Source organism: Streptomyces kanamyceticus, from assembly GCF_008704495.1.
Classification (GTDB): Bacteria; Actinomycetota; Actinomycetes; order Streptomycetales; family Streptomycetaceae; genus Streptomyces; species Streptomyces kanamyceticus.
This window is the reverse complement of sequence record NZ_CP023699.1, coordinates 3,326,821-3,348,111: the sequence shown is the minus strand read 5'-3', so window position 1 is coordinate 3,348,111 and position 21,291 is coordinate 3,326,821. Positions and strand designations below refer to the sequence as shown.

Sequence of the window (21,291 nt, the reverse complement as noted above, 5' to 3'; positions counted from 1 at the left end):
GCCCCCCTGGGTCCGGGTGCGGGCTAGCGCCATGATCCGCCGGACAGGCCCTACGCGTCCCGCTTCTTCAGCAGTACGTACCCGCCGAGCAGCGCCGCGACGACCCACACCACCATGATCGCGAGACCGCCCCAGGGTCCGTACGGGGTGTCGTCGTCGAACGGCGTCTTGACCTGCATGATCTTGCTGCCGGCCTGGTCGGGCAGGAAGCGGCCGATCTTCTTGGTCGCCGAGACGTTGCCCAGGATGCTGGAGATCAGGAAGAAGAACGGCATCAGGATGCCCAGCGACAGCATCGGGCTGCGCAGCATCACCGCGACGCCCATCGAGAACACCGCGATGAGCGTCATGTAGATCGCGCCGCCGATGACGGCGCGCAGCACCCCTGGGTCGCCGATCTGCGCCCGGTGCGTACCGAGCATCGCCTGGCCGACGAAGAACGTGAGGAAGCTGGTGACGAGGCCCACCGCGAACGAGAGCAGCGTGGCCACCAGGACCTTGCTGAACAGGAACGTGCCGCGCTGGGGGACCGCGGCCAGCGAGGTGCGGATCATGCCGGTGCTGTACTCGTTCGAGACGACGAGCACCCCGAAGACGATCAGCGCGAGCTGGCCGAGGGACATCCCGGCGAAGCTGGTGTAGGTCGGGTCGAAGGTCAGCTTGTCCCGGGCGTCGAGCTTGTCGTAGTCGTTCTTCGACAGGATGCTGATCAACATCCCGAGCGCGATCGTGACGACCACGGCGAGGCCGAGCGTCCAGACGGTCGAGGAGACCGAGCGGATCTTGGTCCACTCCGATTTCAGTACCTGCGTCGCGGCCATCGCTCAGGCCTCCTTCCGCTGCTGCCAGCCATCGCCCCAGCCCTCGGCGGCCGGTGGTGCGCTCGGCCCGGCGTGGTCCGAGTGCGCGTGGTACTCCACGGACTCCGCGGTGAGCTGCATGAAGGCCTCCTCCAGCGAGGCCTGCTGGGGGCTCAGCTCATGGAGTACGAGCTGGTGGCTCGCGGCGAGCTCGCCGAGCTGCTCCGCGGACGTGCCGTCCACTTCGAGCGTGCCGCTGCCCGCCTCCACGGCGGTGATGCCCGCCTCGTGCAGCACGTCGAGCAGGCGCTCGCGCTGCGGGGAGCGCAGCTTGACGTACGACCGGGAGTTCTGCCGGATGAAGTCCGACATCGTCATGTCGGCGAGCAGGCGGCCCTGGCCGATGACGACGAGGTGGTCGGCGGTGAGGGCCATCTCGCTCATCAGGTGCGAGGAGACGAAGACGGTGCGCCCCTGCGAGGCGAGCGACTTCATCAGGTTCCTGATCCAGTGGATGCCCTCGGGGTCGAGCCCGTTGACCGGCTCGTCGAACATCAGGATCTCGGGGTCGCCGAGCAGCGCGCCCGCGATGCCCAGGCGCTGGCCCATGCCGAGCGAGAAGCCCTTGGCCTTCTTCTTGGCGACGGCGGTCAGGCCGACGGTGTCCAGGACCTCGTCGACGCGGCCGCGCGGGATGCCGTTGCTCTGGGCGAGGCAGAGCAGGTGGTTGAAGGCGCTGCGGCCGCCGTGCATGGCCTTGGCGTCGAGCAGGGCGCCGATGTACTTGAGGGGGTCCTTCAGCTGGGAGTAGTGCATGCCGTCGACGCGGACGGCCCCGGCGGACGGGTTGTCCAGGCCCAGCATCATGCGCATGGTGGTGGACTTGCCCGCGCCGTTCGGACCGAGGAAGCCGGTGACGATGCCGGGATGGACCGTGAAGGTCAGGTTGTTGACGGCGACTTTCTCGCCGTACCGCTTGGTCAGCCCCTCGAGCTCGATCATGCGCCAACGCTAAAACGCGACAAAGCCCCCTGCCACCGGAGTGGCAAGGGGCAGGGGCGCCCCGTCAGGGGCGCGGGGAACTGCGCGACCAGCTACAGCGGGCCCGCAGATCCCGAGAGCCTCAGCGAGTCTGCTGCGCAGGCACCCCACGAGAGATCGGCTCGTCCTCCGGGGGCGTACCCGCGGCAGCGACCGCCGCACCGGTAAGCGTCGCCAGCATCTCGCGCACATTGGTGAGCTGCGCGTTGATGGAGTCGCGGCGGTTGGTCAGAGCGGCGAGCTCGCGCTCGGACTCCGAGCGGATCCGGTCCGCCTTCGCGTTCGCGTCCGCGACGATGTCCTCGGCCTGACGCTGAGCCGTCTCCACCGTCTGACGAGCGCGACGCTCGGCATCCGTGCGGAGCTTCTCTGCCTCAAGTCGGAGCTGCTCGGCGCGGTGCTCGATCTCCGCGAGGCGCTTCTCCGCCTTCGCCTGCCGCGAGGCGAGATCGCGCTCGGACTGCTCGCGGCGCTTGGCGAGGTTCGTCTCGAAGTCCGCGGCGGCCTGCGCGGCCTTGGCGCGGGTCTCCTCGAAGAGGGCGTCCGCCTCCTCGCGCTTGGACTGGGCGTCCTTCTGCGCCTCGGCGCGCAGCGTGTTCGCCTCGCCCTTGGCCTTCTCGACGATCCGGACGCCCTCGTCCTCGGCCTTGGCCTTGCGCTCGGACGCGAACGACTCGGCGTCGTTGCGCACCTGCTGGGCGGCGGACTCGGCGAGCTCGCGGTGCTGCTCGGCGGCGCGACGGGCCTCCTCGCGCAGGTCCTTCGCCTCCTCCTCGGCGAGGCGGAGGATCTTCTCGACGCGAGCACCGAGACCGGCGTACGACGGCTCGGCGTCGGCGACCTGGGCCTGGGCGTTCTGCGTCTCGAGGTGCAGTTCCTCGATGCGCTTTTCCAGAGCAGTGATACGAGCAAGAGCGCTGTCACGGTCGGAGACGAGCTTGGAGATACGTTCGTCCACCTGAGCGCGGTCGTACCCACGCCGCACAAGCTCGAAGCCGTAGGGGGAAGTGTCGCTCATGGGGTTCCTGTCGAATGAGACCGGTGAGGTGATAGAGGGAATCCTAGGGGTCCAAGCGGCGTGTCATCGAGCAGATGCCCGTTTGATCTGGAGAATGACACCCCTTTTGAGTGGCTAACCGCCGGAGCACTTGCCAGCGACAGGGTCGAAGGTCCTTGCCGATCACGGAAGACGGCTCGTTGGCTAGCCTTCTGACGACTTGCCACCCGAACGAGTCGACCCCGCAGTTGCTCCCGCCTTGACGCCATTGTCCTTCGCGCCGCCCGACGGTGCCTCGAAAGATTCCAACGCCTCCAGCACGTCCTGGACACGGGAAATCTCCGCATTGATGTCCTCGCGGCGGCGCACCAGCACCTCGAGCTCGCGCTTGCCCTCCTCGACCATGTGCGTCGCCTCGGCCTCCGCCTCGGACTTGATCCGCTCGGCCTCGGTCACCAGCGAGGTCTTCTTCGCCTCGGCCTCCTTGAGGAGCCCCTCCGCCTTCTTGACCGCGGCGATACGGACCTTGCCCGCCTCGGAGTTGGCGTCCGACACCAGCTCCTTGGCCTTCGACTGGGCCTCGGCGAGCTGCTCTTCGGCGGCCTTGACCAGCGCGTCGCAGCGCTCGCCCGCGGACTTCATCGCCTCGGCGGACTCGCGGCGCGCACGCTCGTGCAGCTCCTCGATCTCGGTGGTGAGCCGGTCGCGCTGCTCCTCGGAGCGCTCCCTTATGGCGGTCGCGTCGCGGCGCGCCCCGACCAGGAGTTCGTCCGCGTCCGTACGGGCCTTCTCCACCAGGGAGTTGCCCTCGACCGTCGCCTCGGCGACGAGGCGCTCGGCCTCGCTGCGGGCCGCGCCGACCATCGTGTCCGCCTGCGCCTCCGCGTCCGTCGTGGCCTTGAGCGCCTTCTCCTGGGAGTCGGCCGTCAGCTTCTCGGCCTCGGCGGCGGCCTCCGTGATGAGCGTGTCGACCTGCTCGGCGGCTTCCTGGCGGCGCTTGTTGGCGGCGCCGCGGGCCTCGTCGAGGGTGCGCTCGCTCTCCTCGCGCGCTTCGGACGTGAGCCGCTCGGCCTCCCTCGCGGCGTCCGCCTTGACGCGCTCGGAGTCGCTGCGGATCCGCTCGGCGTGCTGCTGCGCGGAGTTGACCGTGTCGGACGCCTCCGCGCGCAGCCGCTCGGCGTCGCCCGTCGCGTCCGAGATGAGCTTCTCGGCCTTCGCCACGGACTCGGTGCGCAGCCGCTCCGCCTCGGTGGCCGTCTCTGTCGTGAGGCGCTCGGCCTCCGCGGTGGAGTCGGCGCGCAGCCGCTCGGCCTGCTCGGTGGCCTCGGCGCGGACGCGGTCGGCCTCCGCGATCGTCTCGTTCTGCAGCCGCTCGGCCTCGCCGCGCGCCTCGCCGATCAACTGGTCGGCCTGGCCCGCCGCGTCGCTGCGGATGCGGTTGGCGTCCTCACGGGCGTCGGCTCGCGTACGTGAGGCGTCCTGCTCGGCCGACGCGATGGTGTCGGAGGCTTCCGTACGCACCCGCTGGGCGTGCTCGGAGGCGTCCGAACGCATCCGCTCGGCCTCCGCGATCGCGTCAGCGACGGTGCGCTCCGCGAGCGACTTGGCGGCCTCCGACGACTCCGTCGCCTCGCGCCGGGTGCGGTTGGCGTCCTCGGTGGCGCGCTCCCGCTCGGCGTAGGCGTCGGAGCGGACGCGGTCCGCCTCCTCCTGCGCCTCGGTCTTCGTACGCTCCGCGGCGTGCTCGGCGGCGGAGCGCAGACCCGCGACCTCTTCCTGCGCCGTCTCGTGCAGGCCCGCGACCGAGTCCCGTACGGACTGGGCGTGCTGGTCGGCGGCCGAGACCATCTCGGTCGCGCGGCGGTCGGCCTCCTCGACCAGGCGGACCGCCTCGGCCTGGGCCTCCTCGACGCGCTTGCGGGCGGACGCGAGGAGCTCCTCGCTCTGCTCGCGGGCCCGCTCGCGCTCCTGATCGGCCTCCCCGCGCGCGGAGTTGAGGGTCTCCTCGGCCTCGCGGCGGCGCCGCGCCGCCTCGTCCTGGGCGGCGGACAGGGCCTCCGCGGCCTCCGCGCCGACGCGCTCGGCGGCCGCTGCCGCCTCCGCGCGCACCCGGTCCGCGGACTCCTGCGCCTCGGTCTTGAGCCGCTCGGCCTCGGCCGCGGCCTCCGAACGCAGCCGTACGGCGACGCTCTCGCCCTCCGCGCGGGCCTGCGAGGCGTCGGCGGCGGCCTCCGTGCGCAGCCGCTCGGCCTCCGTCTCGGCCTGGTCCTGCAGCGTGCGGATCCGCTCGGCGGACTCCGTGCGCAGCCGGTCGGTCTCCTCGGTGGCCTCCTTGCGGATGCGCTCGGCCTCGGCGCGGGCGTCGGTCAGCGCCTGCTCGGCGGCGGCCAGGCGCTCCTCGGCCTCCGTGTGCAGCCTGGCCAGCTCGTCGGCGGCCTCGGCCTGCCTGGCCGCTATGGCCCGCTCGGTCTCCTCGCGCAGCTCGCGCGCGGCGTCCTCGGCCTCCGACTTGGTGGTCTCGGCCTGCTCGGCGGCCTCCTCGCGGTGCCGCTCGGCCTCGGCGCGGGTGCGCTCCAGGGTCTCCTCGGCCTGCTTGCGCAGCGTCGTGGCGCGCTCGATGGCCTCGGTGCGGACCCGCTCGCTCTCGGTGGTCGCCGCCGACTTCAGCTCGTCGGCGTCGGCCTTCGCCTTGGCCAGGAGCTCCTCGGCGGACCTGGCCGCCTCCTCGATCTGCTGGACGGCCTCGCGGCGGGCCTCCGCCCTGATCCGCTCGCCCTCCTCCACGGCCTCGGCCCGCAGCTGCTCGGCCTCGCCGCGCAGCCTGCGCGCCTCCTCCTGCAGCTCGACGGTCTTGGCGCGGTACTCCTTGGTGTCGTCCTTCGCCGCGCCCTTGAGCCCCTCGGCGATGTCGTGCGCCTCGCCGCGCAGCCGGTCCGCCTCGGCCTCGGCCTCCGTGCGGATCCGCTCGGCCTCCTCGGTGGCGGCCTTGGTGGTCTCCTTGGCGGTCCTGGACGCCTTGTCGAGGACCTCCTCGGCGGTCCGCGCGGCCTTCGCGAGCTGGCCGGCGGTCTCCTCGGCGGTGATCGTGCGCGCCTTCTCCGAGGCGTCCGTGATCAGCTTCTCGGCCTCCGCGCGGGCGTCGGCGATCACCTGCTCGGACTCGGACCTGGTGGCCTCGGCCTCCTTGGTGGCCTCGCCGACGAGGCGGGCGACCTGCTCCTTGGCGGTGCGCGTGCGCTGTTCGTTCGCGCCCTCGGCGGCCGCGAGCTGCTTGGACGCGGTGTCCTTGGCCTCGGCGAGGACCTTCTCGGCCTCGGCGCGCGCCTCGCGAAGCGCCGTGTCGGCCTCGGTCATGCGCTGCTCGGCGGCCCGGCTCGCCTCGGCGGCCTGACGGCGCGCCTGCTCGGACTCGGTGGCCGTGCTGGAGCGCAGCTGCTCGGCGTGGTCGGTGGCCTCCTGCGCCTGCGTGGAGGCGGCGTTCAGGAGGCGCTCGGCGTCGCTGCGGGCGCGGCGCAGGGTCGCCTCCGCCTCGGCGCGGGCGGACTCGGCGTCGCTCGCCAGGCGCTGGCGGGCCTGCTCGGCGACGCGCTCGGCCTCGGCGCGGGCGGCGGCGAGCGCCTGGTCGGCCTCGGCGCGCGACTCGTCGAGCAGCCTTCGGGCCTGCTGCTCCGTACGGGCCCGGAGCTGCTCGGCCCAGGCCACGTTCTCGTTGACGTGCGACTCGACGGTCTGACGGCGCTCGTTCAGCTCCTGGTCGAGCTGCTGGCGCCGCGTCACGGCCTCGGTGTGCAGCTCGGACTGGAGCCTGGCCTGCTGCTCGGCGTGCTCCTGAAGGATGCGCTGGGTCTGCGCCCTGGCGTCCCGCAGCTCGCGCTCGGCGTCCGCGCGCAGCTGCTCGGCCTGGATCTGGGCGTTACGGAGCAGCTGCTCCGCCTGGTAGCCGATGTCCGCGCTGTCGTAGGCAGGGCGGGACGCGAGGTTGCGGCGCGCCTCGTGCAGCTTGGCGCGCAACACCTCGACCTGGTAGCCGAGATCCTCGGCGTGCTGGACGGCCTTCTCCCGATCGGTCTTCAGCCGGTCCATCTCGGCCTCGAACCGCGAAAGACTGTCGGTCTCAGCCCGCGAGTTCTCTTGGCGTTCGTAGCCCCGCACTGCGCGGTCCCATCCTTCCCCAGGCCCTCGGCTTCGCTCGAGCAGGGGAAGCCCCACTCCTGGCCGCAAGTCTCTCCAACGAGCCCCGTCCATCGGCCGAACGGGGCCCCCGGGAGAATGGTGTCAGATCAACAGCGAAGCATGGGCTGCTGCCCCGACGCTCGTCCCCCGAAACCCGGACCCCGGCACGTGACCGCCCAGAAATCGGGCGGCCGCGGCCAACCCTACCGGCCCAGATATACGGAGGTCAGTGCTCCGGTGACTCGGAAGGCGCGGAAGTGACAAGTTCCGTCAGGACGCCGTGGCAGTCCTTGGGGTGCAGGAAGGTGATGCGCGACCCCATGGAACCGATGCGGGGCTCGTCGTAGAGGACGCGTACGCCCTTGTCCTTGATGGCCGCGGCGTCCCCGTCGACGTCCGCGGTGCCGAAGGCGATGTGGTGCACGCCCTCGCCGTTCTTCTTCAGCCACTTGCCCACCGCGGAGTCGTCGCGGGTCGGTTCGAGCAACTGGAGGTAGGAGGCGCCGCCGTCACTCGTCTCGTTGATCTTGAGCATGGCCTCGCGTACGCCCTGCTCCTCGTTGACCTCGGTGTGGAACACCTCGAACCCGTACGTCGCGCGGTAGAACTCGACGGTCTTGTCGAGGTCGAAACAGGCGATCCCGATGTGATCGATTCGCGTCAGCATGGTTCAAGTGCAGCGCTTCATGCGGTGATTACGCAACGTGCGCGCGATCACAGTCGTCGCCCGATGACGCGGGGAGTACCGCTCAGTACATTCAGATAAACCCTCGTTAACTTCTCCTCCCAAGGGGCCGTGGCACATGTCTGGAACGACCGGCACCACCTCAGTGATCGTCGCGGGCGCGCGCACGCCCATGGGCCGTCTGCTCGGCTCCCTGAAGTCCTTCTCGGGTGCTGACCTGGGCGGTTTCGCCATCAAGGCCGCGCTCGACCGGGCCGGAATCGGTGGCGACCAGGTGCAGTACGTGATCATGGGCCAGGTCCTTCAGGCCGGGGCGGGGCAGATCCCGGCGCGCCAGGCCGCCGTCAAGGCGGGCATCCCGATGAACGTCCCCGCGCTCACCATCAACAAGGTGTGCCTCTCGGGTCTCGACGCCATCGCGCTCGCCGACCAGCTGATCCGCGCGGGCGAGTTCGACGTGGTCGTCGCGGGCGGCCAGGAGTCCATGACCAACGCCCCGCACCTGCTCCCCAAGTCCCGCGAGGGCTACAAGTACGGCGCGATCGAGATGATCGACTCCATGGCGTACGACGGTCTGACCGACTCGTTCGACGGTGTCGCGATGGGCGAGTCGACGGAGAAGCACAACACCCGCCTCGGCATCGCGCGCCCCGAGCAGGACGAGATCGCCGCCGCGTCGCACCAGCGGGCCGCGGCCGCCCAGAAGAACGGCATCTTCGAGGCCGAGATCACCCCGGTCGAGATCCCGCAGCGCAAGGGCGACCCGGTCCTGTTCAGCAAGGACGAGGGCATCCGCGCCGAGACGACCGTCGAGTCGCTGGCCAAGCTGCGCCCCGCCTTCGCCAAGGACGGCACGATCACGGCGGGCACCGCCTCGCAGATCTCCGACGGCGCCGCGGCGGTCGTGGTGATGTCCAAGGCCAAGGCCGAGGAGCTCGGCCTCGACTGGATCGCGGAGATCGGGGCGCACGGCAACGTCGCGGGCCCGGACAGCTCGCTCCAGTCGCAGCCGTCCAACGCCATCCAGCACGCCCTGAAGAAGGAGGGCCTCGCGGTCGGGGACCTCGACCTCATCGAGATCAACGAGGCCTTCGCGGCCGTCGCGGTGCAGTCAATGAAGGACCTCGGGGTGTCCTCGGAAAAGGTGAACGTCAACGGCGGGGCCATTGCCCTGGGTCATCCGATCGGGATGTCCGGCGCCCGCGTCGTCCTGCACCTCGCCCTCGAACTGAAGCGGCGCGGCGGCGGTGTGGGCGCGGCCGCGCTGTGCGGCGGCGGTGGCCAGGGCGACGCGCTGATCGTCAAGGTGGCGAAGAGCTGACCCCACGGCCGACCGTGTCCCGTACGTAGCGAACGGAGCTGTTTCATGCAGGACGTCCCCACCCTGGTGGCGCAGGCCCGCGAGGGCAGGCCGCGGGCCGTGGCCCGGCTGATCTCCCTGGTGGAGGGGGCGTCCCCGCAGTTGCGCGAGGTGATGGCCGCGCTGGCCCCGCTGGCCGGGCACGCGTACGTGGTGGGCCTCACCGGGTCGCCGGGAGTCGGCAAGTCGACATCGACGTCCGCGCTCGTGAGTGCCTACCGGCGTACGGGCAAGCGGGTCGGCGTCCTGGCCGTCGACCCGTCGTCGCCCTTCTCCGGCGGCGCCCTCCTCGGCGACCGGGTGCGGATGTCGGACCACGCGTCCGACCCCGGCGTCTACATCCGCTCGATGGCCACGCGCGGTCACCTCGGCGGGCTCGCCTGGGCCGCGCCGCAGGCGATCCGCGTCCTGGACGCGGCGGGCTGCGACGTGATCCTCGTCGAGACGGTCGGCGTCGGGCAGTCCGAGGTGGAGATCGCCTCGCAGGCCGACACGTCGGTGGTGCTGCTCGCGCCCGGCATGGGCGACGGCATCCAGGCGGCGAAGGCCGGAATCCTGGAGATCGGCGACGTGTACGTCGTCAACAAGGCGGACCGCGACGGCGCGGACGCGACGGCGCGCGAGCTGAACCACATGCTCGGGCTCGGCGAATCCCGCGGCCCCGGCGACTGGCGGCCGCCGATCGTGAAGACGGTCGCGGCGCGCGGCGAGGGCATCGACGAGGTCGTCGAGGCGCTGGAGAAGCACCGGGCCTGGATGGAGGAGCGGGGCGTCCTCGCGGAGCGGCGCGCGGCGCGGGCCGCGCACGAGGTGGAGGCCATCGCGGTCACCGCCCTGCGGGAACGGATCGGCTCCCTGCACGGCGACCGCCGCCTGTCCGCTCTCGCGCAGCGGATCGTGGCGGGGGAGCTGGACCCTTATGCGGCAGCTGATGAGCTGGTCGCCGGGTTGACCTCGGGGTGACGTCGGGCTGAGCGCGCGCCGGAGGCGGCGTCGGTGACGCCGCCTCGGTGGGGACGGGGGTGCCGCTCCGAGCTGCCTCAGTCGTCGGAGCCGTCGTCGTCGTGGTCCTTGCCGTCACGGTCGTCGTGGTCGCCCCGGTCGTCGTGGCGGTCCGAGCGGTCGGCCGTGACCTTGTCGCCCTTCAGGCCCACGTGCCAGTCGGCCTCGGCGCCCTTGGTGTCGGTCGTCTCGACCTCCCAGGCACCGGCCGTGCCGTCGTCGTCCAGGTCCACGGAGGTCACGGTGCCCTTGGCCGCGGCGGCCTTCGCCGCGTCCTCGGCGCTGGTGGACGCGCCCTTGAGCGCGGAGTTCACGCGGGTGGCGTCGTCACCGTCGTCACCGTCGTCGTCCTTGTCGACCCAGGAGCCGAGGACCTTGCCGGTGCCGGGGTCGACCTCGACGTTGTGCCAGGTGCTGCCCTTCAGGACGTCGACGCCCCAGACCAGGCCGCCGTCCTCGTCGTCGAGCTCGGCGGAGACCGCGGTGCCCGGGGTGTCCGCGAGGGCCGCCCTGATCGCGTCCGCCGCCGTCACCTTCGCGGCCTTGGCCTCGGTGACGTTCTCCACCGTGTCGTCGCGGTCGTCGTCCTTGACGTCCTTGACCTGGACGCTGGAGTGCTTGGCGGCCGTCGACTCGTCGTCGCCGGTGACCGCGAGGGCGGTGGCGGTGCCTCCGGCGACCAGGGCCGCGGCGGCGAAGGTGGCGATGACGATGTTGCGCTTCATGAGGGGTCCCTCCCGAGACGGTGGGCGGTGCGGCGGCGTCCTGTGGGCCGCTGCCGCTCGCTTCGTTCGCTTTCGACGAGGACCAATCTGGCGGAGCGACCCTGAACCCAGCCTGAAGCCGCCTGAAGAACTCTTCAGCTTCGCTCTGCGACCCTGAACGCATGCGTCTGTTGATCGTGGAGGACGAGAAGCGCCTCGCGCTCTCCCTGGCCAAGGGCCTGACCGCCGAGGGGTACGCCGTCGACGTCGTGCACGACGGCATCGACGGGCTGCACCGCGCGAGCGAGGGAACGTACGACCTGGTCGTCCTCGACATCATGCTGCCCGGCATGAACGGCTACCGGATCTGCGCCATGCTGCGGGCCGCGGGCCACGACGTACCGATCCTGATGCTCACCGCGAAGGACGGCGAGTACGACGAGGCGGAGGGCCTGGACACGGGCGCCGACGACTACCTCACCAAGCCCTTCTCGTACGTCGTGCTCGTCGCCCGGGTGAAGGCGCTGCTGCGCCGTCGCGGGTCCGGTGGCCCTTCGCCCGTGCACACACTGGGGGACCTCAAGGTCGACACGGCCGCGCGGCGCGTCTTCCGCGGCGATGACGAAGTCACCCTCACCACCAAGGAGTTCGCGGTCCTCGAGCAGTTGGTGACGCGGGCCGGTGAGGTGGTCTCCAAGGGCGACATCCTGGAACACGTCTGGGACTTCGCGTACGAGGGCGATCCCAACATCGTCGAGGTGTACATCAGCACGCTGCGCCGCAAGCTGGGCGCCGCCCTCATCAAGACCGTGCGCGGCGCGGGCTACCGTCTGGAGGCCCCGCGATGAGGCGGCTCTTCGGCTCGGTGCGGGCCAGGGCCACGCTCGGCGCCGGTCTTGTCGTCGCCCTCGCCCTGATCGCGGCGGGCGCGGCCGTGCTGCTCTCCTTGCGCACCAACCTCACCGACCAGGCGGGCGCCCGGGCTTCGTCCGCCGCCCGCGAGGTCGCGTCGCAGCTGGTCTCGGGCCGTTCGCCCGCCGATCTCGACCTGCCCGACGGTGAGGACGCCCCCGTCCAAGTCGTGGACGAGGACGGGCGGTTGGTCGCGGCGAGCGAGGACCTCGAGCGGATCAGCGGCACCGGGGTGGACGCGGTGAAGCCCGGTACCGCGGCAGGGAAGCCGTCGGGTGACGACGACGGCGAGGCGAAGGGCGAAGACCGGGGCAAGGGCGAAGACCGGGGGAAGGGCGGCGACGGGTCCGAGTCCGAGATCTCCGACGACACCGAGTACACCAACGGCTCCGCCACCGTCGACGGCGAGAGCGCCGACTACCGCTTCGCCGCCGTCGAGGTGAGTACGGAGAACGAGTCGACGGGCGACCTCACCGTCTACGCGGGCGGCTCCCTCTCCGACGAACAGAGCGCGGTGTCCACGGCGTTGACGTCGATGCTGGTCGGCTTCCCGCTGCTGCTCGCCGTCGTCGCGGGCACCACCTGGCTGGTGACGCGCAGGGCGCTGCGCCCGGTGGCCGCCATCACCGAGGAGATGTCCGCCATCACCGCGTCCGAGGACCTGGCGCGCCGGGTCCCCGAGCCGGACACGCACGACGAGATCGCCCGCCTGGCCCGCACCACGAACGAGACCCTCACGGCCCTGCAGACCTCCGTGGAGCGCCAGCGCCGGTTCGTCGCGGACGCCTCCCACGAGCTGCGCAGCCCCATCGCTTCGCTGCGCACCCAGCTCGAAGTGGGCGCCGCGCACCCGGAGTTGCTGGACGTCGACGGGGCGGTCGCGGACACCGTGCGGCTCCAGGAGCTCGCCGCCGATCTGCTCCTGCTCGCCCGCCTGGACGCGGGGGAGAAGCCGGGCGGCGCGCGGGTCGACCTCGCGGCGCTGGTCCGCGAGGAGCTCTCGCAGCGCACCCGGGACCGCGTCGACGTGCGCACGGACCTCAAGAGTCTCGAAGTCGCCGGTTCCCGTGGCCAGTTGGCGCGGGTGCTCGGCAATCTCCTGAACAACGCACAGCGGCACGCGCGCTCCCAGGTCGCGGTCACCACCAGGACCGATGGTGCCTGGGCGGTCCTTGAGGTGGCCGATGACGGGAGCGGCGTGCCGGAGGGCGAGCGTGAGCGGATCTTCGAACGCTTCGTACGCCTGGACGACGCACGCAGCAGGGACGACGGCGGGGCCGGGCTCGGCCTCGCGATCGCGCGGGACGTGGCGGTGCGGCACGGCGGCACCCTCGTGGTCCGGGAGGCGCCGTCGGGCGGTGCGCTCTTCGAGCTCCGGCTGCCGATCCCTCAGTCGTCGGCGGAGTGAGGGGTGCCGCTGCCGGGTGCGAAGAGCGCGCAGGGTGCGAAGACGTGCGAGGACGCGCGGGTGGGCGTCAGGGCTTGCCGCGCTGTCCCCGCAGGTGTTCCGCGATCGGGGTCAGGGCCTTGCGCAGATCGCCGAGCGACTCGGGCGAGACGAGGTCGACGAAGTGCCGCCGCACGGAGGCGACGTGGTGTGGTGCCACCTTCTGCATGGTCTCCATGCCTTCCTCGGTGAGGACGGTGTAGAGGCCGCGCCGGTCGGACTCGCAGTTCTCACGGCGCACCAGGCCCGCGTTCTCCATGCGGGTGATCTGGTGGGACAGGCGGCTCTTGGACTGCAGAGTGGCGGCGGCGAGATCGCTCATACGCATCCGCAACTCATCGGATTCGGAGAGGTGCACGAGGATGTCGTAGTCGTTCATGGTCAGGTTGAACGGCTGGAGGTCTTTTTCGAGCTGATACGTCAGCATCCTGTTGACCTCCACGTGGGTGCGCCAAGCGCGCTGTTCCTCATCGGTCAGCCACTGCGGGGCCGTCTCGGTCTCCATGGAATCGATTCTACCTAAGAAGTTGAAAGGTGAACGAATGGTGGGATGTGACGCGCCTCGCACCACCTGCCTCACGGAGGGGCACAGACGTTCGCCGTCACACTCCGCAGACTACCGCTCACAGCCCGAAGCGACGCTGGAGGTCCCCCAGTTGTCCGGGAAGACGCGGTGCGCCCGGCTGCTGTCCCGGTTGACCCGGAGTGCCCCGTCCGCCCGGGACGCCCGCCTGGTGCGGCACCTCTCCGGTGGCGTGCTCGGGCATGAGCGCCTCGGAGGACTGGAGCAGCACGGTGCCCGCGCCCACGAACTCGAACTGGTGCTCCTCCCCAGAGGTGCCGCCGATGCCGGTCAGTGCCCGCACGCCCCCGATCACGCCCGTGAGGTATCCGTGGTCGTAGTGATGGCACGGTGAAGGGCAGTCGGCCCAGCCCACGAGAGCCTGGGGATCCACCCGGATCGGCGGCTCCATGAAGACCACCTGGCCGTTCGAAGCGGCGACGAACTTGCCCGTCCCGATCAGGGTCAGAAACCCCGGAACAATCGATTGCTTGAGCGCGAGAGTTGGCTGAAAAGCGAGGAGGTTGCCGGAGCGAATGGTCAGGTTGCCCTCTTCGAGGTCGTACGAATTCACGTCGAAGGCCCGGTCGGCGAGGAGCATCTTGCCCTGGCCCTCCGCCACGACCCAGTCGCTCGCGTGCAGCGGCGAATGAAAGCTGGTCCGGACCAGGCGGTCCAGGCGGCCGTGTCCGATGCCGTTGAAGTCGACCCGCCCGTAGTAGGCGATCATCTTCCCCTTCTGCAGGAACCACTGGCTCCCCTTGAGCTCCACGCAGAAGGTGTACGCGTTGACGTTGTCGTCGCTCGGCAGCGTCATGGGGTCGAAGACGGCAGGGGCGCCCGCCGGGGTCGAGACGTTCGGGTTCACAGCTTCTCCTCCGAGGCCTGGACGTACACCGTGCCGCTGCCCGACAGCTCCAGCTGGAACGCCTCGCCGGAGCCGCGGCCCACCATGTCGCGCCAACCGAGCGCCGTGGACAGTTTGTTGCGCACGTCGCCGTGGTGCGCGACGTACGCCTGCGGGTCGACGTGCACCGGGCGCTGCGGGGTGATCGGGACCTCGATGACTCCGCCGTGCGCCATGACGGCGACCGCGCCGTGCCCCTTCAGGGTCGTGGTGAACAGGCCCTGGCCGCTGACCTGGCCGCGCACCATCCCCATGACGCCGCCCTGGGAGCCCATGAACATCGTGCCCTGCTGGAGCGTGCCGTCGAAGGCGAGCAGGCGGTCCGCCTCCACATAGAGGGTGTCTCCGGAGAGGCCGATCACCTGGATGTGATGGCCGCCGTGCCCGAAGAGGACCGTGCCGCTGCCCTCGACGGTCATCAGGGGCGTCGCCTCGCCCGCGACCCGGCGCCCGATCATGGACATCAGGCCGCCCTGCCCGCCCTGGATGTTCGGGGTGAAGGAGACGTCTCCCTTGTAGGCGAGCATGGCGCCGCGCTGGCTGAAGATCTTGGCCCCCGGCTGCACCGTGGCCTCGATCATCTTCGAGTTGATCTCCTGGAAAGGCATGTCAGACGTCCCCCGCGATCGTCGCCCGCTCACTGGGCTGCACATAGACGAGGCCGTCGCCCTCGAAGCGGATCTGGAAGGCCTCGCCGCCGCCCTCGCCCATGAACGTGCGGAAGGTGACCCCGGACTGGAAGCTCTGGTGGAGGTTCCCCTGGTGCGCGATGTACGCCCCGGGGTCGACGGTCAGCGGGTACTGCTGGGAGACGCGCAGGACCACCGCGGGCCCGTCGGAGATGATCGCGGCCTGCCCGCTGCCCTCGACGGTCGTCGTGAACAGTCCATTGCCCTGGGTCGCGCCGCGCAGCCCGGTGAAGCTGGTGCCCGTGCGCAGCCCCGCGTCGGTGCAGAGCAGGTTGCTCGCCTCGACGTAGAGCTTCTCGCCGCGCAGTTGTACGAGATTGATCTCGGTGGCGCGGTCGGCGAACCAGCACGTGCCGTGCCCCTTCACCTCCATCACCGTCATCTGCTCGCCGGTGACGCGGCGGGTCACCATGCCCCGTATGCCCTCGCCGCCGCCGGTCATCTTCTTGAAGGCCATCTGGCCGTCGTACGCGACCATCGAGCCGTTCTTCGCCTTCACGGCATCGCCGGTCATGTCGACCGCGAGCACTCTGCTCCCTTGGAGCCGGAACGTAGCCACGAACCGACGGTAGCCGCCGCGTACCCACCCAGAACAGGGTGAAGGGCCCTGAGCGAACCCCGAGAATGCCCCGATGTCACAATGGGGGTCGCTTGTGCGCGCGTTCACAAGATCGGCGCGCGCCGTGCGTCCGCCCCCTCCCGCCGCCCGCCCACCCGAAGGTGATCCGTGGACATCAAGACCGCTTCCGCACTCCGCCGCCTCCGCCTGGTCTCGGCCCCCGAGGCCGTTTCCTTCCTGCTGCTGCTCATCTGCTCGGTGCTCAAGCGGACCACGGACTTCAACGCCGTGCCCGCGATGGGCATGATCCACGGCGTGCTCTTCGTCCTCTACGTGCTGTTCTGGCTGGACGCCTGGAACCGCACCAAGTGGGACCTGAAGACCGGCGCCCTGTACTTCGTGCTCTCCGTCCTGCCGACCGGCGGCTTCTTCGCCGAGCGCAAGCTCAAGCGCGAGGCCGAGGCCGCGGTGATCGCTTCGCGCGCCCGCCGTGAGGGAGTGGTGGGCGCATGATCGTCGCCTTCTCCGTGACCCCGCTCGGGGTCGGTGACGACGTCGGCGAGTACGTCGCGGACGCGGTCCGCGTGGTCCGCGAGTCCGGGCTGCCGAACAGGACCGACGCCATGTTCACCTCCGTCGAGGGGGAGTGGGACGAGGTGATGGACGTGATCAAGCGCGCCGTCGCCGTCGTGGAGGAGCGCGCGCCGCGCGTCTCGGTCGTCATGAAGGCGGACATCCGCCCGGGCGTGACGGACGGCCTCACCTCCAAGGTGGAGACGGTGGAGCGGCACCTCTCGGCGTAATCGCTCCGCGTACGCGCTCCGCTGGTTGAGCGGTGTGTGTCCCTGCGGCCCGCTTGTGGCTGGTCGCGCAGTTCCCCGCGCCCCTTCGGGGCCGCACCTCTTCAGGGCCCGAAAAGCCCCTGCCCTCCGGGTGGGGGCTTTTTCGCGTCTGTCGACTTGAGCGACTGCTCAAACACCTGTACCTTCCGTGAAAGAAGGATTGAGCGGTCGCTCAAAAACACGCTGACGTGGGGGTTTACCGTGAGCCTGTACATCGAGGCACGCATACGCGCCGATCTCGACGACCTCTGGGCCCGCACCCAGGAGCCCGACCGGCACCAGCGCTGGGACCTGCGCTTCACCGAGATCGCCTACCTGCCGTGCCGGGAGGGCGAGCCGCAGCACTTCCGGTACGCCACGCGCGTGCTGCCCTTCCTGGCGATCGCGGGCACCGGAATCTCCGCGGGCGAGAAGCGCCGCCCCGACGGAACCAGGACCTCCGCGCTGCGCTTCGCCTCACCGCACCCGCTCTCCCTCCTAGAAGAGGGCAGCGGCTACTGGCGATACGTGCCGACCGACGACGGCGACGGCATCCGCTTCGTCACCGGCTACGACTACCGACCGCGCTGGGGCCGCTTCGGGAGGATCGCCGACCGCGCGGCCTTCCGCCCCCTGATGGGCTGGGCGACGGCCTGGTCCTTCGACCGGCTCAGGCTCTGGCTGGAGCGCGGCATCACGCCAGAGCGGGCTCTCCTGCACGGCGTCGCGGAGGTCGTCGTCCGCGTCCTGTGCGTCGTGGCGGCCGTCCTCCTGGCCCCCTGGACGGCCATCGCGACGGCGGCCCTGATGCTGATGCTGCCGCCCCTGCCGACGACTCCCGCGGCCCGCCGCTGTCTGCGCACCCCACCGGAACGCGCGCGTGCCCCGCGCGTCCTCACCACCCTCGCCAAGGAGCCACTGTCGTGAAGCAGCCCGCGTCGATCTTCAGGACAGTGCTGGGCGCCGACTTCGACCGCCTCCACCCGCAGCTCCAGCGCCGCTTCTCCGTCGGCCTGGCGAGCGGCGAGGCGTGCACCGGCCGGGGCGTGATGGACCGCGTCTGGCACGGCAGGGGCTTCGTGAAACCGTTCCTCGCGGCCGGTGGCACGCGCAACATCCTCGTACCGCGCCAGGGCAGGAACGTGCCCTTCGTCATCGAGAACGTGCCGTACGCCGACACGTACGGACGTGAGACGGTGACCTTCGTGCGCACCTTCGACCTGCCAGGCGGCCCCCGCCGCTTCGACGCCCAGATGGTCCTGAGCCCCAAGGGCGACCGCGTGCTCGACTACCTCGGCACGCACCAGCACCTCGCCAGCGACCTGCACTTCCGGGCGGAGCCCGACGGCTCGCTCGTGATCCGCTCCGGAGAACACCGTTTCCGGGAGGGTCCTGTGGACTGCCGGGTGCCCTCGCTGATCGGCGGGGACGCGGAGGTGCGGGAGTCCTTCGACGACGGGACCGGCCGCTTCCGCATCCAGGTCCGGGTCGTGAACCGGCACTTCGGGCCGCTCTTCGGGTACGAGGGGTCCTTCGAGGCGACGTACGCGGACGTCCGTGCCTGCGGAGTCCGGCCAGGGCTGCGCCCGGTGCGCGAGGAGGCGCGCGCGTGACACCCGCGAAGGACCCGGCCAAGGGCCAGGAGACCCGGACCAAGCTCCTCGACGGCGCGCTGCGCACGCTCACGGAGCAGGGCATCGCCAAGACGTCCGCGCGGACGATCGCGGCGGCGGCGGGGGTCAACCAGGCGCTGGTCTTCTACCACTTCGGCTCCGTCGACGAGCTCCTCTCCGAAGCGTGCAGGCACGGCACGGAGCAGCGCGTGACGCGCTACCGGGAGCGGCTCTCCGCCCTCTCCTCCCTCTCCGAACTGCTCGCCTTCGGGCGGGAGATGCACGAGGAGGAGCGCGAGGCCGGTCATGTCGCCGTCCTCGGTCAGCTGCTCGCGGGCGCGCAGACGCAGCCTCGCCTCGCGGCGGCGACGGCGGCGGGGCTCGCCCTCTGGATCGAGGAGATCGAGAAGGTCCTGACCCGTGTCCTGTCCGCGTCCCCGCTCGGGGAGTTCGTGGATCCCGTCGGTCTCTCCCGGGCGGTGGCGGCGTCCTTCGTCGGTCTTGAGCTGTACGAAGGGGTCGACCCTCTCGGCACGGAGCGGGCCCTGGCGTCCCTTGAGCAACTGTCCACGCTGGTAACGGCGGTCGAGGACTTGGGCCCCATCGCCCAACGCGCGGTCCGCCACGGTCTGCGTCGCACGCGAACCTGAACCGGGGCTCGTGCCCCCGTCCCCGTCCCTCGGCGCCGGGCCTGCCCCTCCCCGCACCGTGGCTTGCGCCCCCGTCCCGCCCCTCGGCACCGGGGGCTGTGCCCACCCGTTCCGCCCTGCGGAACATCTGCCCACAGCGGTAAGCCGCCGTCCGGCCCGAGGGGACGTGGCGGTATGTCCGCCCGGAGCACTGGGGGCCTCGTTCCGAGGTGCCCAAGCCGTGGCAGTGCACCGCGACGGCGAGGACGGACATACCGCCGCGGCCCCGCCTCACAGCCGAAGCCAAGGCGGGTTGCTCCTACAGGGAGGGTCCGTCGCGGAGATTCGGGTGGGCGGGTGGGAAAGGTATCCGGCGCGAAGCGGCGGGGTCGGTGCTCCTACAAAAAGAACCCGGCGCCGAGGGAAAGGCCCAAGCGCCCCGCACGCCCCGCCCCCCACCGCAACCCCACCCAAACCGCCCACCCTAAAACCGCTCGCACGGGCGAACCCCGTTCGACACGCCGAGGAAACTCCCCTTTTGTATGGGTATCGGCTCGTTCGATCACCCGGACAAGAACCTGGAGGGCGCTGTGCGGCACCCGGAGGGCTACGACTACGAGATCCACAGCACGCTCGCCGGCCCGCTCACCGAGCCTGCCGCCGGCGAAGCCAAGGACGGCAGCGGCTATCGGGTCCAGTACAGCAAGCTCCTCTCCCGCGAGCCGCACCGAATACGCGCCGTCCTCCTGATGACGCTGGCCCCCGTGCTCACCGGCCTCCTGCTCGTCTACCTCGTCTGGCCCACCCACTGGACCGAACGCGAGGGCGGCGACCGCTGGCTGATCGGCCTGGACATCACGATGCTCGTGGCGATCGGCCTCATCGAGCTCTTCATGGTCGTCAACGTCGCATCGATCGCCCACGCGACGATGGTGGCCAGGGACCCGATCCCCGTCGTCCCCGAGGAAGGCACCCGCGTCGCCTTCCTCACCACCTACGTCCCCGGCAAGGAACCCCTCTCCATGGTCCGCGCCACCCTGGAGGGCGCCGTCCGGATACACCACACGGGCCCCCTGGACGTATGGCTCCTGGACGAGGGCGACGACCCCGAGGCCAAGGCCCTGTGCGACGAGCTCGGCGTGCACCACTTCACCCGCCACGGCGTACCGGAGTGGAACCGCAAGAAGGGCCCGCACAAGACCCGCACCAAGCACGGCAACTACAACGCGTGGCTCGCCATGCACCACGCCGACTACGAGTTCTTCGCCTCGGTCGACACGGACCACGTCCCGCTCCCCAACTTCCTGGAGCGGATGATGGGTTACTTCCGGGACCCGGACATCGCGTTCGTCGTGGGACCGCAGGTCTACGGGAACTACACGAGCCCCGTCACCAAGGCCGCCGAGTCCCAGCAGTTCCTCTTCCACGCGCTGATCCAGCGCGCGGGCAACCGCTACCGCGCCCCCATGTTCGTCGGCACGAACAACGTCGTACGCATCAGCGCGCTGACCCAGATCGGCGGCCTGTACGACTCGATCACCGAGGACATGGCGACGGGCTTCGAGCTGCACCGCCGCCGCAACCCGCTCACCAAGCGGCACTGGCGCTCGGTGTACACCCCTGACGTGCTGGCCGTAGGGGAGGGCCCGGCATCCTGGACGGACTTCTTCACGCAGCAGATGCGCTGGTCGCGCGGCACGTACGAGACGCTGTTCAAGCAGTACTGGAAGGCACCGTTCACGATGCCGCCGGGGCGGCTCTTCTCGTACACGCTGATGCTCGTGTACTACCCGATGACGGCGGTCAACTGGCTGCTCGGTGTGCTCAGTTGCGTGCTGTTCCTCTGGTTCGGCGCGAGCGGGACACAAGTCGCCGCCTCCGTCTGGCTCATGCTCTACAGCGACGCCGCGGCGCTCCAGATCGGCCTCTACCTCTGGAACCGCCGCCACAACGTGTCCCCGCACGAGCCGGAGGGTTCCGGCGGACTCGCGGGCATGGGGATGTCGGCGCTCTCCGCGCCGATCTACCTCAAGTCCCTCGGCGCGGCCTTCCTGCGCCGCCCGAGCCGCTTCGTGGTCACGCCCAAGGGCGGCGACGCGAGCCCGGACCGCCTGCTGACGTTCCGCATCCACCTGTTCTGGGCGGCGGTCCTCGTCAGTTCGCTCGTGGCCTCCTTCGTGCTCGGCCACACCCATGTGGCGATGCGTACGTGGGCGGTCCTCGCGATGGTCATCTCCCTCGCCCCGGTGACGATCTGGGGCTTCACGACGCTCAAGGAGCGCCGGGTGCGCAAGGAGGCGGTGCGGCGGGCCGCCGTACCGGGAGCGGAAGCGGACGGCGAGCCGGAGCCGGCGTTCGCCACCGGCACGACGACAGGAGGGAACTGACCC

Annotated in this window: 20 protein-coding genes; 10 read left to right on the top strand and 10 right to left on the bottom strand. The window is 70.7% G+C overall.

Going from position 1 to position 21,291, the window contains the following annotated elements; translation table 11 throughout:
- Positions 1-50: 50 nt before the first annotated feature.
- The 5 genes from CP970_RS13425 to mce all read right to left on the bottom strand — a co-directional run bounded on the left by CP970_RS13425 (position 51) and on the right by mce (position 7,678).
- Positions 51-821 (bottom strand): ABC transporter permease, encoded by a 771-nt coding sequence (locus CP970_RS13425; RefSeq protein WP_055549052.1) that lies wholly within the window; start codon positions 819-821, stop codon positions 51-53.
- Between the two features lie 3 nt (positions 822-824).
- Positions 825-1,802 (bottom strand): ABC transporter ATP-binding protein, encoded by a 978-nt coding sequence (locus CP970_RS13420; protein ID WP_055549054.1) that lies wholly within the window; start codon positions 1,800-1,802, stop codon positions 825-827.
- A 121-nt stretch (positions 1,803-1,923) separates the two neighbouring features.
- Complete coding sequence (locus CP970_RS13415; protein WP_055549056.1) at positions 1,924-2,859, bottom strand: coiled-coil domain-containing protein; 936 nt, start codon at positions 2,857-2,859, stop codon at positions 1,924-1,926.
- A gap of 183 nt (positions 2,860-3,042) precedes the next feature.
- Entirely contained in the window at positions 3,043-6,990 is a 3,948-nt protein-coding gene (gene scy / locus CP970_RS13410) for a polarized growth protein Scy (RefSeq protein WP_055549058.1), read from the bottom strand.
- A gap of 247 nt (positions 6,991-7,237) precedes the next feature.
- A complete protein-coding gene (gene mce / locus CP970_RS13405; protein ID WP_055549060.1) occupies positions 7,238-7,678 on the bottom strand; it encodes a methylmalonyl-CoA epimerase in 441 nt (146 codons plus the stop codon).
- Positions 7,679-7,814: 136 nt separating this feature from the next.
- On the opposite strand from mce, the gene CP970_RS13400 reads away from it, so the two are divergent.
- Together CP970_RS13400 and meaB are read left to right on the top strand one after the other, a co-directional pair.
- On the top strand, positions 7,815-9,017 hold the full coding sequence (locus CP970_RS13400; RefSeq protein WP_055549062.1) for an acetyl-CoA C-acetyltransferase: 1,203 nt from the start codon (positions 7,815-7,817) through the stop codon (positions 9,015-9,017).
- Between the two features lie 45 nt (positions 9,018-9,062).
- The gene (gene meaB / locus CP970_RS13395) at positions 9,063-10,019 is read left to right on the top strand and encodes a methylmalonyl Co-A mutase-associated GTPase MeaB (RefSeq protein WP_055549065.1); all 957 of its coding nucleotides are present in this window, start codon (positions 9,063-9,065) and stop codon (positions 10,017-10,019) included.
- Between the two features lie 77 nt (positions 10,020-10,096).
- On the opposite strand, the gene CP970_RS13390 is transcribed toward meaB, so the two are convergent.
- Positions 10,097-10,783, bottom strand: a complete 687-nt coding sequence (locus CP970_RS13390; RefSeq protein ID WP_055549067.1) for a PepSY domain-containing protein — start codon at positions 10,781-10,783, stop codon at positions 10,097-10,099.
- 161 nt (positions 10,784-10,944) lie between these two features.
- On the opposite strand from CP970_RS13390, the gene CP970_RS13385 reads away from it, so the two are divergent.
- Together CP970_RS13385 and CP970_RS13380 are read left to right on the top strand one after the other, a co-directional pair.
- Entirely contained in the window at positions 10,945-11,610 is a 666-nt protein-coding gene (locus CP970_RS13385) for a response regulator transcription factor (protein ID WP_055549069.1), read from the top strand.
- Positions 11,607-13,082, top strand: a complete 1,476-nt coding sequence (locus CP970_RS13380) for a sensor histidine kinase (RefSeq protein ID WP_055549071.1) — start codon at positions 11,607-11,609, stop codon at positions 13,080-13,082. Before CP970_RS13385 ends, CP970_RS13380 begins: the two co-directional genes overlap by 4 nt.
- Positions 13,083-13,149: 67 nt before the next feature.
- Here the strand turns inward: CP970_RS13380 and CP970_RS13375 are convergent, their stop codons facing one another.
- From CP970_RS13375 to CP970_RS13360, 4 genes are all read right to left on the bottom strand, one after another.
- Complete coding sequence (locus CP970_RS13375) at positions 13,150-13,626, bottom strand: MarR family winged helix-turn-helix transcriptional regulator (protein ID WP_055549073.1); 477 nt, start codon at positions 13,624-13,626, stop codon at positions 13,150-13,152.
- 118 nt (positions 13,627-13,744) lie between these two features.
- Positions 13,745-14,500: an AIM24 family protein gene (locus CP970_RS13370; protein WP_055549088.1), complete on the bottom strand. Its 756-nt coding sequence runs from the start codon at positions 14,498-14,500 to the stop codon at positions 13,745-13,747.
- A 47-nt stretch (positions 14,501-14,547) separates the two neighbouring features.
- On the bottom strand, positions 14,548-15,198 hold the full coding sequence (locus tag CP970_RS13365) for an AIM24 family protein (protein WP_055549075.1): 651 nt from the start codon (positions 15,196-15,198) through the stop codon (positions 14,548-14,550).
- A 1-nt stretch (position 15,199) separates the two neighbouring features.
- Positions 15,200-15,838: an AIM24 family protein gene (locus CP970_RS13360; RefSeq protein ID WP_079043623.1), complete on the bottom strand. Its 639-nt coding sequence runs from the start codon at positions 15,836-15,838 to the stop codon at positions 15,200-15,202.
- A 168-nt stretch (positions 15,839-16,006) separates the two neighbouring features.
- Between CP970_RS13360 and CP970_RS13355 the strand changes: the two genes are divergently transcribed.
- From CP970_RS13355 to CP970_RS13330, 6 genes are all read left to right on the top strand, one after another.
- Positions 16,007-16,351 carry a DUF3817 domain-containing protein gene (locus tag CP970_RS13355; protein WP_055549077.1) on the top strand — a complete coding sequence of 115 codons (345 nt, stop codon included), beginning with the start codon at positions 16,007-16,009 and terminating at the stop codon, positions 16,349-16,351.
- The gene (locus CP970_RS13350) at positions 16,348-16,641 is read left to right on the top strand and encodes an MTH1187 family thiamine-binding protein (RefSeq protein ID WP_055549079.1); all 294 of its coding nucleotides are present in this window, start codon (positions 16,348-16,350) and stop codon (positions 16,639-16,641) included. The genes CP970_RS13355 and CP970_RS13350 overlap by 4 nt, the downstream gene beginning before the upstream one ends.
- A 240-nt stretch (positions 16,642-16,881) precedes the next feature.
- Positions 16,882-17,586 carry a hypothetical protein gene (locus CP970_RS13345; protein ID WP_055549081.1) on the top strand — a complete coding sequence of 235 codons (705 nt, stop codon included), beginning with the start codon at positions 16,882-16,884 and terminating at the stop codon, positions 17,584-17,586.
- The gene (locus CP970_RS13340; protein WP_055549083.1) at positions 17,583-18,272 is read left to right on the top strand and encodes a DUF4166 domain-containing protein; all 690 of its coding nucleotides are present in this window, start codon (positions 17,583-17,585) and stop codon (positions 18,270-18,272) included. The genes CP970_RS13345 and CP970_RS13340 overlap by 4 nt, the downstream gene beginning before the upstream one ends.
- The gene (locus tag CP970_RS13335) at positions 18,269-18,922 is read left to right on the top strand and encodes a TetR/AcrR family transcriptional regulator (protein ID WP_055549085.1); all 654 of its coding nucleotides are present in this window, start codon (positions 18,269-18,271) and stop codon (positions 18,920-18,922) included. Before CP970_RS13340 ends, CP970_RS13335 begins: the two co-directional genes overlap by 4 nt.
- A gap of 521 nt (positions 18,923-19,443) precedes the next feature.
- Positions 19,444-21,288 carry a glycosyltransferase family 2 protein gene (locus CP970_RS13330; protein WP_150493318.1) on the top strand — a complete coding sequence of 615 codons (1,845 nt, stop codon included), beginning with the start codon at positions 19,444-19,446 and terminating at the stop codon, positions 21,286-21,288.
- Positions 21,289-21,291 lie beyond the last annotated feature (3 nt).